The organism is Mesorhizobium hawassense (assembly GCF_003289945.1).
GTDB classification, from domain to species: domain Bacteria; phylum Pseudomonadota; class Alphaproteobacteria; order Rhizobiales; family Rhizobiaceae; genus Mesorhizobium; species Mesorhizobium hawassense.
Genome location: NZ_QMBP01000002.1, coordinates 364,569 through 380,325, shown reverse-complemented (window position 1 = coordinate 380,325; position 15,757 = coordinate 364,569). Strand labels below are relative to the sequence as shown.

Genomic DNA, 15,757 nt, shown 5'->3' with positions numbered 1-15,757 from the left:
GCCCGGATTGCTTGAACCGGGCGCCTTATTCCTTGAACCCCGCCCGGATTCCTTGAGCCGGGCGTCTTATTCCTTGAACAACGTCATTCCGTGCTGCACCGACTGGCCGCCGTCGATGGGCAGGATGGCGCCGGTGACGTAGCTGCCGGCACGGCTGCACAAATAAAGCGTTGCGCCGGCAATGTCATCCGCCACGCCGATGCGGCCGAGCGGAACATGGTTACCGATGTGTTTCGCCTGCTCCTCGGTCGCGGTGGCAAAAGCCGTCATCCGGCTCTGGAAGGGACCGGGCGCAAAAGCGTTGACCGTAATGCGGCGGGCGGCGAACTCGATCGCCAGCGTGCGCGTCAGATGGTGCACCGCAGCCTTCGAGGCGGTGTAGGAATAGGCGTCGTCGGCCAGCGGCTGGGTGCCCATCACCGAGCCGAGGTTGATCACGCGGGCCGGGTCCTCGTCGCTCGCGGCGGCGTCGAGCAGCGGCAGCAGCTCTCTTGTCAGGTGGAAGACGGCGGTGACGTTGACGCCGAACACCTTGGCCCAGGCGTGATAAGGGAACTCCCGCAGCGGCGCGCCCCAGGAAATACCGGCATTGTTGACCAGGATGTGCAGGCACTCGGTGCGCGCCTTGACCTCGGCGACGAGTGCCCCGATGCCAGCTTCGCTGGACACGTCGCCGGCAAATCCCTCGGCCCGGCCGGAGCCGCCGAGCGCGTTCAATTCGTTGGCGACTTTCATGCAATCCTCGCCCTTGCGCGAGGCGATCATCACCTCAGCGCCAGCGCGCACCAGCCCGGTCGCCACCATGCGGCCGATGCCGGTCGCCGCACCCGTCACCAGCGCGGTCTTGCCGGCGACCGAGAACAGCTTGTCCAGATAGCTCATCGCATTCCTCCGCATTCCACCCGGCCGGGGACTCGCCCAAGGACTCGCGTTGACAAGGCTAGCCGAAGTACGGTCATCCTTGCCACGGGTAAAGATGCAACTTCGGAAAGGCCGGCAGCGATGGCGGATATGAATCTCGGTATGACCGAGCGGCTGAAGCCGATCCACCAACGTGTGGCGGCGATGGTGCGCGACGAGATCGCGCCGCTCGGCGAGGAATTCCTTGCCGAGGTCGGCAAGGGTGGCGACCGCTGGGCCTATACGGCCAGGCAGACGGAGATTTTGGAAGGCCTGAAGAAGACGGCGCGGGAGCGCGGGCTGTGGAACTTATGGCTGACCGATTCCAAACGCGGCTACGGCCTTTCCACCGTCGAATATGCCTATCTGGCGGAGGAGATGGGCAAGGCGCATCTGGGCGCGGAGACCTTCAATTGCTCGGCGCCGGACACCGGCAATATGGAAGTGCTGGAGCGCTACGGGTCGGAAGCGCACAAGCGCGACTGGCTGGAGCCGCTGCTCGAGGGCAGGATTCGCTCCGCCTATCTGATGACCGAGCCGGACGTCGCCTCCTCGGACGCGATCAACATTTCGATGCGCTGCGAGCGGCAGGTCGACGATTATGTGCTGAACGGCGAGAAATGGTGGGCGTCGGGCGCCGGCGATCCGCGCTGCGCCATTTACATCGTCATGGTCAGGACTGGTTCCAACGAGGAGCCGCAGCATCGCCGGCATTCGATGATCGTGGTGCCCGCCGACAGCAAGGGCGTCACCAAGCTGCGGCCGATGCAGGTCTACGGCGACGACGACGCCCCGCACGGCCATATGCATCTGAGATTCGATAATGTCCGGGTGCCGGCGGCGAACCTGATCCTCGGCGAGGGCAGGGGGTTCGAGATCGCGCAGGGGCGACTGGGGCCAGGCCGCATCCACCACTGCATGCGCGCCATCGGCCAGGCCGAGATGGCGCTGGAGATGCTGTGCCAGCGCTCGGTGCGGCGCGAGGCCTTCGGCCAGCCGCTGGCCAAGCTCGGCGCCAATTTCGACATCATCGCCGAATGCCGCATGGAGATCGAGATGGCGCGGCTCTTGTGCCTCAAGGCTGCGTGGATGATCGACCAGGGAGACGCTCGCGCGGCCGCGCCCTGGATCAGCCAGATCAAGGTCGTGGCGCCCCGCGTCGCGCTCAAGGTCACCGACGAGGCGGTACAGATGTTCGGCGCGCAAGGCATCAGTCAGGACACGCCGCTCGCCCGCTCCTGGACGCATTTGCGGACGCTGCGGCTGGCCGACGGGCCGGACGCCGTGCACCGGCGGCAGGTGGCGCGCACGGAACTGAAAAAATACACGCAGGAAAAGGTCTGAGAGCCATGACGCTTCCATCGCAAATGCAGGGTCTGCTGCTGGTCGGCGACGGTTACACCAGGACGCCTTCGGCGGCCGCGCTGGAGGCGATGGAGCCTTATCTCCAGCCGGGCAGCATCGGCGTGCCGGCGCCTGGTCCGTCGCAGGCGCTGATCAAGGTCAGCCTCGCCTCGATCAACCCGTCCGACATTGCCTTCATCAAGGGCCAGTACGGCCAGCCGCGCGTCAAGGGTCGACCGGCCGGCTTCGAAGGTGTCGGCACCGTCGTTGCCACCGGCGACGACGCCTATGCCAGGAGCCTGGCGGGAAAGCGCGTCGCCTTCGCCACCGGCGTGTCGAACTGGGGGGCGTGGGCGGATTATGCGGTAGCCGACGCTGCGTCCTGCATTCCGCTCATCGACACCGTGCGCGACGAGGATGGCGCGGCGATGATCGTCAATCCGCTGACGGCACTGGCGATGTTCGACATCGTCAAGCAGGAGGGCGAGAAGGCCTTCATCATGACCGCCGGCGCCAGTCAGCTCTGCAAACTGATCATCGGGCTGGCGAAGGAGGCAGGCTTCCGGCCGATCGTCACGGTGCGCCGCGACGAGCAGATCCCGCTGCTGAAGGAGCTGGGCGCAGCCCATGTGCTCAACGAGAAGGCGGCGGATTTCGAAGCGGCGCTGCGCGAGGCGATGAAGGCCGAGCAGCCGCGCATCTTCCTCGACGCGGTCACCGGGCCGCTGGCTTCGGCCATCTTCAACGCCATGCCGAAGCGCGCGCGCTGGATCGTCTATGGCCGGCTCGACGCCGAACCGACGGTGATCCGCGAGCCTGGCCAACTGATCTTCCAGCACAAGCGCGTCGAAGGTTTCTGGCTGGCCGAATGGATGCGGCAGTTCCGCGACAGGCTGGGTCCGGCGGTGCTGGAGGCGCAAAAGCGCTTTTCCGACGGGCGCTGGTCGACCGACGTCACGGCGGTCGTGCCGCTGAGCGAGGCGATGGCGCGATTGCCGGCCGAACTCGCCAAGCCGAACGGAAAGGTGTTCATCAGGCCGTAAGCCGCTGATCGCAGCTATCGGCCCAATGCCTTCGAACACAATGTTGTGATCGCCTGCAGAGCGGCGGAAAAATGCCGCTGTTTTCCAGTCCTTCGCCTGCGCCGGTAACAGTCACGCTCGGATGTTCTATTCCACACAGACGTGATATCTCGCCGGCGCTGAAGAGCAGGCGGCGATGGGAAAGCCATCCTGGTCGGAATGCGGGGTGCGCTATGGTGATAACCAAGCCGGTTTTCGACCGCCTGGGACTCTGGCTGTGGGTCGGAGCTTTTGTGATTGTTCTTGCCATGGCCTGGTGGGCGCCGAGCGCCCATTCGGTCGTTACGATCTACCGGCACGGCAGCGAAGCTTTTGTCGCTGGGCGGCCACTCTACCAAGTCCATGTTGCCATGGGTTATCTCTACGCGCCCGCCTTTGCCGCGCTTTACATTCCACTCATGAAGCTTGGGCCGCATGTGGGCGATCTGTTGTGGCACATGCTGGGCTTCGGGGTGCTGACCTTCGCCGCGATGCGTCAGGTGCGCAGGCTCGGCGGCAAGGAGCAGACATGGCTGCTGTCCTTCGGTCTTTTCCTCGCCTTGCCGGTGGCCTTGGCGGCACTTCGCAACGGCCAGGCAACGATCCTGCTCGCCGGCGCGTGCTGGTTGCTGACGCTGTCGACACTCGAGGGGCGCCGGGCCGAGACCTTCTTCTGGGCCACGCTCGCGATCATCGCCAAGCCGACCGCGATTATCATGCTGCTTCTGGCGGGAGCATTGCGTCCCAGGCTGATCCCGGTGCTCGTGCTGGCTGTCCTGGTCGCTTTGGCCATCCCCTATGGCTTTGCGCCGACCGACTATGTCAACGCGCAATACCATGATTTCTTCCGGCTGCTGACGTCGATGACCGTCGACCCGACCGGCCCCTTCGTCCCGGCCGACTTCACGGCGCCTTTCACCAAGTTCGGGATACCGGTTCCCGAATCCGTGGCGACGATCGTGCGCGTCATCGCGGGACTGCTTACGCTCTGGCTGGTGCTCCAGTTCGAGCGCAGACTGGAGCCAGGCATTGGCGGCCTCGCCATCTTCCTCACCGCGGCGTTCTATATGTGCGTCTTCAATCCGCGAGTCGAGCAGAACACTTATGCCATGGTGGCGGTGCCTGCCGGCCTATCCATCGCCCTACTGTGGCGGGAGAAGGGAGCCGGGGCCATGCGCTGGTTTTTGGCAGCGCTCCTCTTCATTACCGGGCTGACCAGTGTCGATCTTCGACTGCACGATTTTTTTCATCTGTGGTTCCGACCAATCAGCCTCAGCATCATTGCCTGCGTGCTGATCGCCTGGTTCTGGGCGCAAGGCAGACAGAAGATGCCGGCCGCCGGAGCCGTCGCGCATGGCTGAGATGCTCGACGTCATCGCGCCGTTCTTCAACGAGGCCGAATCCGCGCTTGCCTTCGTCGGCCTGCTCGGCAAGCTCGAGGCGGCAGTGGCGCAGCGCTTCGGCATGACGGTCCGCAAGATCCTCGTCGACGACGGCAGCCGCGACGGCAGCGCCGAGACGTTCGCCGCGGCACTGTCGGGCTCCTGGGAGATCGTGCGGCTCAGCCGCAATTTCGGCAAGGAAGCAGCGGTGCTTGCTGGACTCGATCATTCGCGTGGCGACATGGTCCTGATCATGGATTCCGATCTCCAGCATTCCATGGATATCAGCCTGAAGATGATCGGCGAACTGGTCGACAACCCGGAGATCGACGTCGTCTACGCGCAGAACGACCGGCGCGAGGGAAGCTGGCGGCGCAGCCAGCTGGCGCGGCTTTTCTACAAGGCGATCAACAGCAGCCAGCGTTTCGATATTCCCGAGAACGCTGGGGACTTCCGCGTCATGCGCGGCGCGGTGGCGCGCGCCTTGACCAGCGTGCGCGACAAGCGCCGATTCAACAAGGGCCTGTTCGCCTGGGCCGGCTTCCGCCAGAAGGCGGTGCCTTACGCGCCGGAGAACCGCGCCAGCGGCACCTCGAAATGGAGCAGGCTCAACCTGATCGCGTTCTCGCTCGAAGGGTTCACTTCGTTTTCCGTGATCCCGCTGCGCGTCATCAGCCTCATCGGCTTGCTGGCGGCATTTGCCGGTGTCGCCTATGGCGTGAAGGTGCTCTTCGAGGTGCTGTTCTACGGCGTCGCCGTGCCAGGCTATCCAAGCCTCATGGTCGCCGTCGTGCTGCTCGGCGGCCTCAACCTGGCGCTGCTCGGCCTGATCGGCGAATATGTCTGGGTCACCCTCAGCGAAAGCAAGGACCGGCCCGTCTACATCGTGCGAGACGTCCTCCACGGCAACGCCGTCGAGCAGGCCACTTCAGGCAAATGACCCGGTCGATCCGCCTGATTGCCGATGATTACGGGCTGGCGCCGGGCGTATCGAGCGCGATCCTCGACCTCATCGAGCGCGGCCGCCTGACCGGCACCGGCTGCATGACGGGCTTTCCGGAATGGGAAGAGGCGGCGGCGCGCATAAAGCCGTTCCGCGACAGCGCCGCCATCGGATTGCATCTGACGCTCACCGACCAGACTGCCGTCACCGGCCCGTCGAGCCTGGCGCCGGAGGGAAGGCTGCCGCCGCTGTCCTCGCTCGCTTTGCCGATCCGGCGCGGCCGCATCGAGGAGCGCGCGGTGCAGGCCGAGCTCGATGCCCAGTACGATCGCTTCCTCGACGCGCTGGGCCGCCGGCCCGACTTCATCGACGGGCACCAGCATGTGCATTTTCTCCCGGCGGTGCGAAAGTGGCTGCTTACGCGTTTTGCCCACGACACGGGCAGGCCGGCTCTGCGCGGGGCGCCGACGCTGGCATCCGGCGCTGCAACCAAGTCCGCGGCGATCGCCGCACTTGCAGCGGGTTTCAATCGCGCGATGCGAGGCGCAGGCTTCACCATCATGACACCGCTCTGCGGGATCTATGATTGGCGCCAGCCGCAAAACTTCGCGCCGGCGCTGCAAGCCGCGATCGAGACGTTGCCGGAACAAGGGGTCTTCATGTGCCATCCCGGCCATGTCGATGAGACCTTGTGTGCCCGCGATCCGATGCAGGCCGTGCGCGAGATCGAGTTCGCGGTGCTCGGCTCGGAGGATTTTGGCGTCAGGCTCGATAAAGCCGGCGTCCGCATCATGGATGGAAAGAGATGAGCGGCGCCGGCGAACCAGGACGTTCCACGGGCAGCAAGATCATCCGCTTCGCCTTGGTCGGACTGGTGAACACCTGCATCGACCTTGCCGCGTTCTTCGTGCTGCTCAAGCTCGCGGTTCCGCCTTTGGCCGCCAATGTAGCCTCCTGGTTCGTCGCGGTGCTCTTCTCCTTCGTCGCGAACCGCTTCTGGTCGTTCGAGCGCAGCCCGGACATCCGGCTGCATCATTCCTTCCTGCGCTTCGTTTCGCTCGGGGCACTGATTTCGCTGGGCGTCTCCAGCCTTTCCATCGCCGCGCTGGCGGGGTTCGCCGGCGTGTGGCCGGCAAAGATCGGCGGCGTGATCGTCGCGGCCGTGCTGAATTTCCTCGCGGCGCGCTGGTCGATCGAAGGCCGGCCTTCGAAATAGCCGGAGCAAGTCCAGGAAAAGTGTGAGCGGTTAGGTTCGGCGTCTTCGTCGCAGCCTTCCGTTCGGAATTGCGTCAAGACAAAGAGTCTAGCGCAGGCTCTCCAAATCGCGGATACGCTTGGCGCCGGCGGCTTCCAGTTGCCGGGTTACGGCGCCGATCAGCGTTTCGGCGACGACGAAGAGCGCGGCGGAGGAATCCCATGCCGAAGGCACGGCGGTGCGCCCGGCAATCACATGGCGGGCAAAGCGGGCGATCGGCGACAGCCACTGGTCGGTGAACAGAATGATCTGCACGCCGCGCTGATGCGCCTTCTCGGCGAAGCGGACGAGACTTTCCTGGTAACGGCGGATGTCGAAGATCACCAGCACGTCGCGCTTGCCCATGTCGATCAGCCGGTCGCGCCAGATGCTCTCCTGGCCGGCGAGGTGGTAGACATCCGGCTGGATGATGGCGAGATGGGCGGCCATGTAACGCGCCAGCGGATCGGTGAAGCGGCCGCCGATCAGGAAGGTCTTGCCGCGCCGCTCGGCAAGCCTTGCGGCGATGTCGGCGAGCTGCTTGTCGGTGAGGTGCCGGAACGTCTCGCGCATATTGTCGAGCGTCGCCTCCAGCATCGGCGAGGCGGCGCCGCCGGTCGAGCTCGGATCGAGCGTGCGCGAGGCCGGCGACTGCAACTGCGCCGCCAACTCGTCCTGCAGCGCGGACTGGAATTCGGGATAGTTCTGGAAGCCGAGCCTGGCGACGAAGCGCAGGATCGTCGGCGAGGACACGCCGGCCGCGGTCGAAAACTCGGCGACGGTCTTCAGCCCGGTCAGCGGATAGTTGGCGATCAGCGTCTGGGCGGCGCGGCGCTCGCCGGCCGGCATCGTGCCGATGCGGTCCGAGATCAGTTCGGCAATGCTGGAAATCATGGTTTTCCCCCGCCTGTCGACCCGTCGCCGCCGTTTTGCGGAATTCGCGTTTGACAAAGCCGTTTAAACTGTATGAAATCATTCACCGGGACGCAATGAGGCAAAATACGTAACATAAGATACAGCGCTCCCCAGGGGACGGCAGTATGGAGAAAGCACGGCCCGCCAGCCTTGCACCGTCGGAGACCGTAAGGGTGAGCAACCCTGGCGGCTCGAGCCCCTTCGTCTTCACCTGCGACCACGCTTCGAACTTCCTGCCGGCCGAATTCGGCACGCTCGGGCTGCCGGCCGAAGACCTTTCCCGTCACATCGCCTGGGATCCGGGCGCGCTTCCCGTCGCCAGCCGCATGGCCGAGGCATTGGACGCTCCTCTGGTCGAAACCCGCGTCTCGCGGCTGGTCATCGACTGCAACCGGCCGCTCGACGCGCCGGACCTGGTGCCGCCGGTCAGCGAGGCGACCGTCATTCCCGGCAATGCCGGCCTTTCCGAGAAGCAGCGCGCCGCGCGGGTCGATCTGTCCTGGCGTCCCTTCCACGACACGATCGCGCGGATCATCGACGGGCGGCTGGCGCGTGGACAGGAGACGCGGTTGGTCTCGGTTCACTCCTTTACGCCGGTCTACAAAGGCAAGAGCCGGCCCTGGCATATCGGCATCATCCATGATGACGACCGACGCCTGGCGGCGCCGCTGATATCGGCGCTGCAGCGGCTTGCCGGTGTCACCGTCGGCGTCAACGAACCCTATTCGCCGGCCGACCGCGTCTATTTCACGCTCGAGCGGCACGCGCGCTCGCGCGGCCTTGCCTGCGCGATGATCGAAATCCGCAACGATGAAATCGCCGGCGAGACCGGGCAGCGGAAATGGGCGGATATGCTCACCGGCATTTTTTCCAATCTGGAGCCCGAGGAGGCCAGGGGCTCCCGACAAAGCGCAATGGGAAAGTCAGCACAATCGGCCAGCTAAGAAAATAAGGGGACTTCCAGATGGCTACACCGGATCACAGCGACAAATCGGAGGACGTAAAGATCCTTCACAGCATGGGTTACGCCCAGGAATTGGCGCGCCGCATGAGCGGCTTCTCCAACTTTGCCATTTCCTTCTCGATCATCTGCATCCTGGCCGGCGGCATCACGTCGTTCCCGCTGGCCATGGGCACCGGCAGCGGTTTCGAGGCCACTGTCGGCTGGATCATCGGCGGTGTCTTCGCTCTTGTGGTCGCCGCTTCGCTCGGCCAGATCGGCTCGGCCTATCCCACCGCCGGAGGCCTCTATCACTGGTCCTCGATTCTCGGTGGGCGCGGCTGGGGCTGGGCAACGGCCTGGATCAACCTGCTCGGCCTGATCTTCGTCGTCGCTTCGGTCAACGTCGGCGTTTACCTGCTCTTCCAGGGTCTCGTCGCCGGACCGATCTTCGGCTGGGACACCTCGACCTGGGGCTTCTGGCAGCAGACGACGGCAGTCGTCATCATCACCGTCACCCAAGGGCTGTTCAATCACCTCGGCATCAAGACGACGACGATGTTGACCGACTTCTCCGGTTATCTGATCCTCGTTGTCGCGGTCGTGCTGACGCTGACCTTCCTGATCTGGGGCGCGCATGGCTTCGAGCTGTCGCGGTTGACCACCTTCGTCAACACGACCGGCGATCTGGGTGGTGGCTATGTTCCGACGGCCCGCACGGCGCTCGTGGCCTTCCTCATTGGCCTTCTCTATCCGCTTTATACGATCACCGGGTTCGACGCTTCGGCCCACACCGCCGAGGAAACGCACAACGCCCGCGTCGCGGTGCCGAGAGGCATGATCCACGCGGTGCTGTGGTCGCTCATCTTCGGCTTCGTCATGGCGGTGTCCTTCGTGCTGGCGAGCCCCGATCTGGTGGCAACCGCCAAGGACGGCGGCAATGCCTGGTTCAACCTGTTCAACAACCTGCCGGCGCCGACCTGGCTCAAAGCCCTGCTCGGCATCGCCATCGTGCTGTCGAACTATCTGTGCGCGCTCGCCGGGCTCACGTCGACCTCGCGCATGATCTTCGCTTTCTCGCGTGACGGCGGCCTGCCGGGGTCGTCGGTGTGGAAGCAGGTTTCGCCGACCTGGCGCACGCCGGTCCCGGCCATCTGGCTGGGCGTCGTGCTGGCGATTGCCGCCACGCTCTATTCGCCGGCTTTCGCGGCGCTCGCAGCCGGCTGCGCTCTCTTCCTCTATGTCTCCTACGCCATGCCGATCGCAGCCGGACTTCTTGCGGAAGGCAAGACCTGGACCGAGTTCGGTCCGTTCCGCCTCGGCGTCTGGTCAAAGCCTTTCGCCATCATCACCGTGCTTGGTGTCTTGGTGCTGATGTACGCCGGCATCCAGCCACCCTTCGACATCCTGATCAACTACGCCATTGGGCTGATCATACTGCTCGTGGTGCTGTGGTTCGGTCTCGAATCGCGCCGCTTCAAGGGTCCGCCGATCGGCGCGGACATTGCCCGTCGCGCCGCGGAGATCGCAGCCGCGGAAAAAGCCGTCGGCCAGACAGCAGGCTAACGGCAAACGCAATATCGCCCGATCGGCTCAGGTCGATCGGGCATCGATATGCAGGACCCGCCAGCCAAGAACCATAGGGGAATACCGACATGACGACACCGGGTTATACAGACTCAGACAAGGCGGAGGACGTAAAACACCTCCACAGCATGGGCTACGCCCAGGAATTGGAGCGGCGGCTCAGCCGCTTTTCGAATTTCGCGGTTTCCTTCTCGATCATCTGCATCCTGTCGGGCGGCATCAATTCGCTGGCCCAGGCGACGTCGGGCGCAGGCGGCATCGGCATCGGCATCGGCTGGCTGGTCGGCTGCTTCGTGTCGCTCACCTTCGCCGTCGCCATGTCGCAGATCAGCTCGGCCTATCCGACGGCCGGCGGCCTCTACCACTGGGGCTCGATCCTCGGCAATCGCGGCACTGGCTGGGTCACGGCCTGGCTCAATCTGCTCGGCCTGATCACCGTGCTCGGCGCCATCAATGTCGGCACCTGGACCTTCTTCATCGGGGCCTTCGGCCCGGCTCTGGGGATCGACGGTTCGTTGACCAACCAGATGATCTTCCTGGTCATCATCACCGGTGCGCAGGCGCTGATCAACCATCTCGGCATCAAGCTGACGGCCAAGCTCACCGACTTCTCGGGCTATCTGATCTTCTTCGGCTCGATCCTGATCGCCGTGGTCTGCCTGCTCTGCGCTCAGACCTGGGATTTCGGCCGCCTCTTCACCTTCCACAACTACTCCGGCGACCCCGGCGGCGGCGTGTGGCCGCAAGTGTCGAACGCCTGGGTGTTCGCGCTCGGGCTGCTGCTGCCGATCTACACGATTACAGGCTATGACGCCTCGGCGCATACTTCGGAGGAAACCATAAAAGCGGCCTCTTCGGTGCCGCGCGCGATGGTGATGTCGGTCATCTGGTCGGCGCTGTTCGGCTATCTATTCCTGGCCGCTTTCGTCGTGATGATCCCGAACATGGACGACGCCGCCAAGCAGGGCTGGAATGTATTCTTCTGGGCCTTCGACCAGCGTGTCCCGTCCGGCATCAAGGAGTTCGTGTATCTGGTGGTGTTTGTGTCGCAACTGCTCTGCGGCCTCGCCACGGTCACCTCGGCATCGCGCATGATCTTCGCCTTCTCGCGCGACGGCGGCCTGCCAGGTTCCTCGGCGCTCGCCAAGGTCAGCCCGACCTACCGCACGCCGGTGGCGGCGATCTGGACGGCGTCGATCCTGTCGGTGCTGTTCGTGTGGGGTTCGTCGGTGGTTTCGGTCGCCGGCACCTCGGCCTATACGATCGTGGTGTCCTGCACCGTCATCTTCCTGTTCCTCTCCTTCACCGTGCCGATCGTGCTCGGCATGATGGCCTGGGGAACGCCGAAGTGGGACAAGATGGGTCCGTGGAACATGGGCCGCGGCATCTTCATGCTGTTCGCCTTCCTTTCGATCGTGTCGATGATCCTGATCTTCGTCATCGGCATCCAGCCGCCGAACGACTGGGCGCTCTACATCACCGTCGGCTTCTTCATCCTGACGGCGATCGTCTGGTTCGCTTTCGAGCGCAACCGCTTCCAGGGCCCACCGCTCGGCGACATCATCGCGGCGCGCCAGGCAGCCATCCAGGCAGCGGAGCAGGCAGTGGGCGAAACCGGCCACTGACTCGACCATCATCGCCCTGGCCGGCGTCATGCCGGCCAGGGTTTCGTTTCTCCCTTTCAATCGACAAGTGTTGGAGCGCCAAAGGAATGGCCGGGAATTTCTCGTTCGATCAGTTGAAGAAGGCGGTCTCGAATGGCGAGATCGACACGGTGCTGGCCTGTATCGTCGACATGCAGGGTCGGCTCTCGGGAAAACGCTTCCTGGCTCAGTATTTCGTCGATTCCGCGCATGGCGAGACGCATGGCTGCAATTATCTGCTGGCCTGCGACATCGATATGGAGCCGGTGCCGGGCTACAAGGCGGCGAGCTGGTCGAAGGGCTATGGCGACTTCGTCATGAAGCCGGACCTTTCGACTCTGCGGCGCATTCCGTGGCTGGAAAAGACGGCGCTGGTCATCTGCGACGTGCTCGACCATCACACGCATGACGACCTCGCGCATTCGCCGCGCGCCATCCTGAAGAAGCAGGTCAAGCGTCTGCAGGAGCGCGGCTATATCGGCTATTTCGCTTCCGAGCTCGAATTCTATCTGTTCAGCGAAACCTACGATTCCGCCCGCAAGAAACACTGGCAGGGACTCGATTCCGCTTCGCCCTATATCGGCGACTACCAGATCGGCATCACCTCGAAGGAAGAAGGCGTCATGCGCAGGCTCCGCAACGAGATGGAAGCCGCCGGCATCCCGATCGAGAATTCCAAGGGCGAGTGGGGTCCCGGCCAGGAAGAAATCAACGTGCGCTACGCCGAGGCGCTCGACATGGCCGACCGCCACGTCATCCTGAAGAACGGCGCCAAGGAAATCGCCGACTCCGAAGGCAAGGCCATCTCCTTCATGGCCAAGTACAATTACGGCCTCGCCGGCAATTCCAGCCATATCCACAATTCGCTGTGGAGCGCCGACGGCAAGACGCCGCTGTTCTTCGACAAGAAGGCTGAATGGACACTCTCCACGCTCGGCCAGCAATGGGCGGCGGGCCAGCTCAAATACGCCAAGGAGTTCACCTGGTTCCTGGCGCCCTACATCAACTCCTACAAGCGCTTCCAGGCCGGCACGTTCGCGCCGACCAAGATCATGTGGAGCGAGGACAACCGCACCGCCGGCTTCCGGCTTTGCGGCGAAGGCACCAAGGGCATCCGCATGGAGTGCCGCATCGGTGGCGCCGACCTCAACCCTTATCTGGCCTTCGCGGCGCTGATCGCGTCGGGCCTCGCCGGTATCGACGAGAAGCTGGAGTTGCAGAAGCCCTTCGTCGGCGACGCCTATCAGGCCTCGCGCCTGCCCGAGATCCCGAAGACGCTGCGCGACGCGACCGAGACGCTCGCCAAGTCGAAGATGCTAAAGCAGGCCTTCGGCGACGACGTCGTCGAGCACTACGTGCACACCGCCCGCTGGGAGCAGTTCGAATACGACCGCCGCATCACGGATTGGGAACTGCACCGGGGTTTTGAACGGTACTGAAGCTTTATGCAGCTTTAATGTTGACAGTGTGGTTAATTCGGCCCATATAAAGGCTGTAAACTACAGTTTGTTACATTGAGGAATTCGCGATGTCCAAATATGCGCCGCTGAAGGAATTTCTGGTCGCCCAGAATGCGGACCGTGTGCCTATGTCATTCGACGAGATCGAGACTGTGCTTAGCCTGCCGTTGCCCGCATCGAAGCAATACCCCGCGTGGTGGAGCAACAATCCGAGCAACAATCCAATGACCAGGGAGTGGCTTGAGGCTGGGTTCGAAACCGAATCCGTCAACGTAGGCAGCGGCAAGCTTGTCTTTCGCCGCGTTCGCAAGCTGGCACCCGGCGACGGCGCACCTGCGGTTCGTGAGCGCCGTCACCCCGGTTTCGGTTTCATGAAGGGCTTGATAACGATCGAGGCCGGATTTGACGCCACCAAACCTTTCGATGATGAGCCCTGGGACCAGGGATATCTGGGCGGTGAAACTCAGGCGCACCATGGCAAACATGTGGTGCGCAAATGAGTGAAGAGCCGAGCCTGCTCCTGGACACGTGCGCGATGATCTTCATTGCCAACGACAGTAAAATCGATCCTCAGGCAAGTCAGGACATTTCGGAAGCGGCCTATGACGGCCGTCTCTACCTTTCGCCAATGTCAGCATGGGAGATCGGCATCGGCGTAGCCAAAGGCCGGCTCAACTTGCCCATAGCGCCGCTCGATTTCGTAGAGCGATTCATTGAGCGCATGTCGGCAAAGCTCAGCGCGATTTCGCCGGCCATTCTGATTGCGTCTTCCAACTTGCCCGGGTCGCCTCATGGCGATCCCATGGATCGAATACTGATTTCCACCGCAAGAGTCTTGGACATGGTTCTTGTGACGCGAGACGAGCCCATCCTTCGCTACGGCCGCAACGGCCATTTGCGTACACTAGCCTGCTAATGGAGCATCTTTTGGAAACGGTAAAACTCAAATCCCCCATCGATGGCTCGATCTATGCCGAGCGGCCGGTCGCGACCGACCATGCGATCAACGCGGCGGTCGAGCGCGCCAGGGCGGCGCAGGAGAAATGGGCCGAGACGCCGGTCGTCGAGCGCGGCAAATACATGCTGGCGATGCTGGAAGCCCTGGTCGCCATGACCGACGAAATCGTGCCGGAGATCGCTTGGCAGATGGGCCGGCCGGTGCGCTATGGCGGCGAGTTCGGCGGCGTCAAGGAACGCACGAATTACATGGTCGAGATCGCTGAAGCCGCGCTGAAGCCGGTGCCGGCCTCCAATCCGAAGGACGGCTTCCGCCGCTATGTGAAGAAGGTGCCGCTCGGCGTCGTCATGGTCATCGCGCCGTGGAACTACCCCTACCTCACCGCGGTCAACACAATCGTGCCGGCGCTGATGGCGGGCAGCGCCGTCATTCTCAAACATGCGGCGCAGACGCTGCTGGTCGGCGAGCGCTTCAGCCAAGCCTTCGACAAGGCCGGCCTGCCCAAGGGCCTGTTCCAGAACCTGGTCATGAACCACGGCCAGACCGAAAAGCTGCTCGGCTCCGGCAAGATCGACCATGTCAACTTCACCGGGTCGGTCGGCGGCGGACGCGCCATCGAGAAGGCCGCGGCCGGCACCTTCATGACGCTCGGCCTAGAGCTCGGCGGCAAGGACCCGGCCTATGTGCTGCCCGACGCGAAGATGGACCACGCGGTTGCCAATCTGGTCGACGGCGCCTTCTTCAATTCGGGGCAGTGCTGCTGCGGCATCGAGCGCGTCTATGTGCATGAGAAGGTCTATGACGAGTTCGTCGAGGGTTTTGCCGCCGAGACCAGGAACTATGTCGTCGGCAATCCGCTGGAGCAGGCGACGACGATGGGGCCGATGGCGCAGGCGCGCTTCGCCGACCTGATCCGCGAGCAGAAGGCAGAGGCGCTGCGCAAGGGCGCCAAAGCCCACATCCACATGAAGGTCGAGAACGACAGAGCGGGCTCGCCCTATCTGGCGCCGGAGGTGCTGACCGAGGTCGACCACCAGATGAGCGTCATGCGCGAGGAAAGCTTTGGCCCGATCGTCGGCATCATGAAGGTGCGCAACGACGAGGAGGCGATCGCGCTGATGAACGACAGCCCCTACGGCCTGACGGCCTCGATCTGGACGCGCGATAGCGAGCGGGCGATCGCCATCGGCGATCGTGTGGAGACCGGCACGGTGTTCATGAACCGCTGCGACTATCTCGACCCGGCGCTGGTCTGGACCGGCGTCAAGGATACCGGCAAGGGCGCCGCTCTCTCGGCCATCGGCTACGACAATCTGACCCGGCCGAAATCATACCACCTGCGTGAGGCGATCTGAGCGGGCGATCGATAGGGGGGCATCGGATAGGCTTA

General features: G+C 63.7%; 15 protein-coding genes. 13 read left to right on the top strand and 2 right to left on the bottom strand.

Going from position 1 to position 15,757, the window contains the following annotated elements; all coding sequences use genetic code 11:
- Nucleotides 1-66 precede the first annotated feature (66 nt).
- Nucleotides 67-882: an SDR family oxidoreductase gene (locus tag DPM33_RS06020; RefSeq protein WP_112096486.1), complete on the bottom strand. Its 816-nt coding sequence runs from the start codon at nucleotides 880-882 to the stop codon at nucleotides 67-69.
- Nucleotides 883-1,002: 120 nt separating this feature from the next.
- On the opposite strand from DPM33_RS06020, the gene DPM33_RS06015 reads away from it, so the two are divergent.
- From DPM33_RS06015 to DPM33_RS05990, 6 genes are all read left to right on the top strand, one after another.
- Nucleotides 1,003-2,244 carry an acyl-CoA dehydrogenase family protein gene (locus DPM33_RS06015; protein ID WP_112096485.1) on the top strand — a complete coding sequence of 414 codons (1,242 nt, stop codon included), beginning with the start codon at nucleotides 1,003-1,005 and terminating at the stop codon, nucleotides 2,242-2,244.
- 5 nt (nucleotides 2,245-2,249) lie between these two features.
- Entirely contained in the window at nucleotides 2,250-3,287 is a 1,038-nt protein-coding gene (locus DPM33_RS06010; protein WP_112096484.1) for a zinc-binding dehydrogenase, read from the top strand.
- A 272-nt stretch (nucleotides 3,288-3,559) separates the two neighbouring features.
- Nucleotides 3,560-4,666 carry a glycosyltransferase 87 family protein gene (locus tag DPM33_RS06005; protein WP_245442018.1) on the top strand — a complete coding sequence of 369 codons (1,107 nt, stop codon included), beginning with the start codon at nucleotides 3,560-3,562 and terminating at the stop codon, nucleotides 4,664-4,666.
- Nucleotides 4,659-5,627, top strand: coding sequence for a glycosyltransferase family 2 protein (locus tag DPM33_RS06000; RefSeq protein ID WP_112096482.1), 969 nt, complete (start codon nucleotides 4,659-4,661; stop codon nucleotides 5,625-5,627). Before DPM33_RS06005 ends, DPM33_RS06000 begins: the two co-directional genes overlap by 8 nt.
- Entirely contained in the window at nucleotides 5,624-6,439 is an 816-nt protein-coding gene (locus DPM33_RS05995) for a ChbG/HpnK family deacetylase (protein WP_112096481.1), read from the top strand. The genes DPM33_RS06000 and DPM33_RS05995 overlap by 4 nt, the downstream gene beginning before the upstream one ends.
- Nucleotides 6,436-6,846 (top strand): GtrA family protein, encoded by a 411-nt coding sequence (locus tag DPM33_RS05990; RefSeq protein ID WP_112096480.1) that lies wholly within the window; start codon nucleotides 6,436-6,438, stop codon nucleotides 6,844-6,846. Before DPM33_RS05995 ends, DPM33_RS05990 begins: the two co-directional genes overlap by 4 nt.
- 87 nt (nucleotides 6,847-6,933) lie before the next feature.
- Here DPM33_RS05990 and DPM33_RS05985 read toward each other — a convergent pair whose 3' ends face one another.
- Nucleotides 6,934-7,758, bottom strand: a complete 825-nt coding sequence (locus DPM33_RS05985) for a MurR/RpiR family transcriptional regulator (protein WP_112096479.1) — start codon at nucleotides 7,756-7,758, stop codon at nucleotides 6,934-6,936.
- A gap of 146 nt (nucleotides 7,759-7,904) precedes the next feature.
- Between DPM33_RS05985 and DPM33_RS05980 the strand changes: the two genes are divergently transcribed.
- From DPM33_RS05980 to DPM33_RS05950, 7 genes are all read left to right on the top strand, one after another.
- A complete protein-coding gene (locus tag DPM33_RS05980; protein ID WP_112096478.1) occupies nucleotides 7,905-8,723 on the top strand; it encodes an N-formylglutamate amidohydrolase in 819 nt (272 codons plus the stop codon).
- Nucleotides 8,724-8,743: 20 nt separating this feature from the next.
- Nucleotides 8,744-10,285, top strand: coding sequence for an amino acid permease (locus DPM33_RS05975; protein ID WP_112096477.1), 1,542 nt, complete (start codon nucleotides 8,744-8,746; stop codon nucleotides 10,283-10,285).
- 89 nt (nucleotides 10,286-10,374) lie between these two features.
- Nucleotides 10,375-11,931 (top strand): amino acid permease, encoded by a 1,557-nt coding sequence (locus DPM33_RS05970; protein ID WP_112096476.1) that lies wholly within the window; start codon nucleotides 10,375-10,377, stop codon nucleotides 11,929-11,931.
- Between the two features lie 86 nt (nucleotides 11,932-12,017).
- Entirely contained in the window at nucleotides 12,018-13,388 is a 1,371-nt protein-coding gene (locus DPM33_RS05965) for a glutamine synthetase family protein (protein ID WP_112096475.1), read from the top strand.
- Nucleotides 13,389-13,477: 89 nt separating this feature from the next.
- A complete protein-coding gene (locus DPM33_RS05960; protein ID WP_112096474.1) occupies nucleotides 13,478-13,909 on the top strand; it encodes a DUF7662 domain-containing protein in 432 nt (143 codons plus the stop codon).
- Complete coding sequence (locus DPM33_RS05955) at nucleotides 13,906-14,325, top strand: type II toxin-antitoxin system VapC family toxin (protein WP_112096473.1); 420 nt, start codon at nucleotides 13,906-13,908, stop codon at nucleotides 14,323-14,325. Before DPM33_RS05960 ends, DPM33_RS05955 begins: the two co-directional genes overlap by 4 nt.
- Nucleotides 14,325-15,722 (top strand): aldehyde dehydrogenase family protein, encoded by a 1,398-nt coding sequence (locus DPM33_RS05950; protein ID WP_112096472.1) that lies wholly within the window; start codon nucleotides 14,325-14,327, stop codon nucleotides 15,720-15,722. Before DPM33_RS05955 ends, DPM33_RS05950 begins: the two co-directional genes overlap by 1 nt.
- The last annotated feature ends 35 nt before the right edge of the window (nucleotides 15,723-15,757 follow it).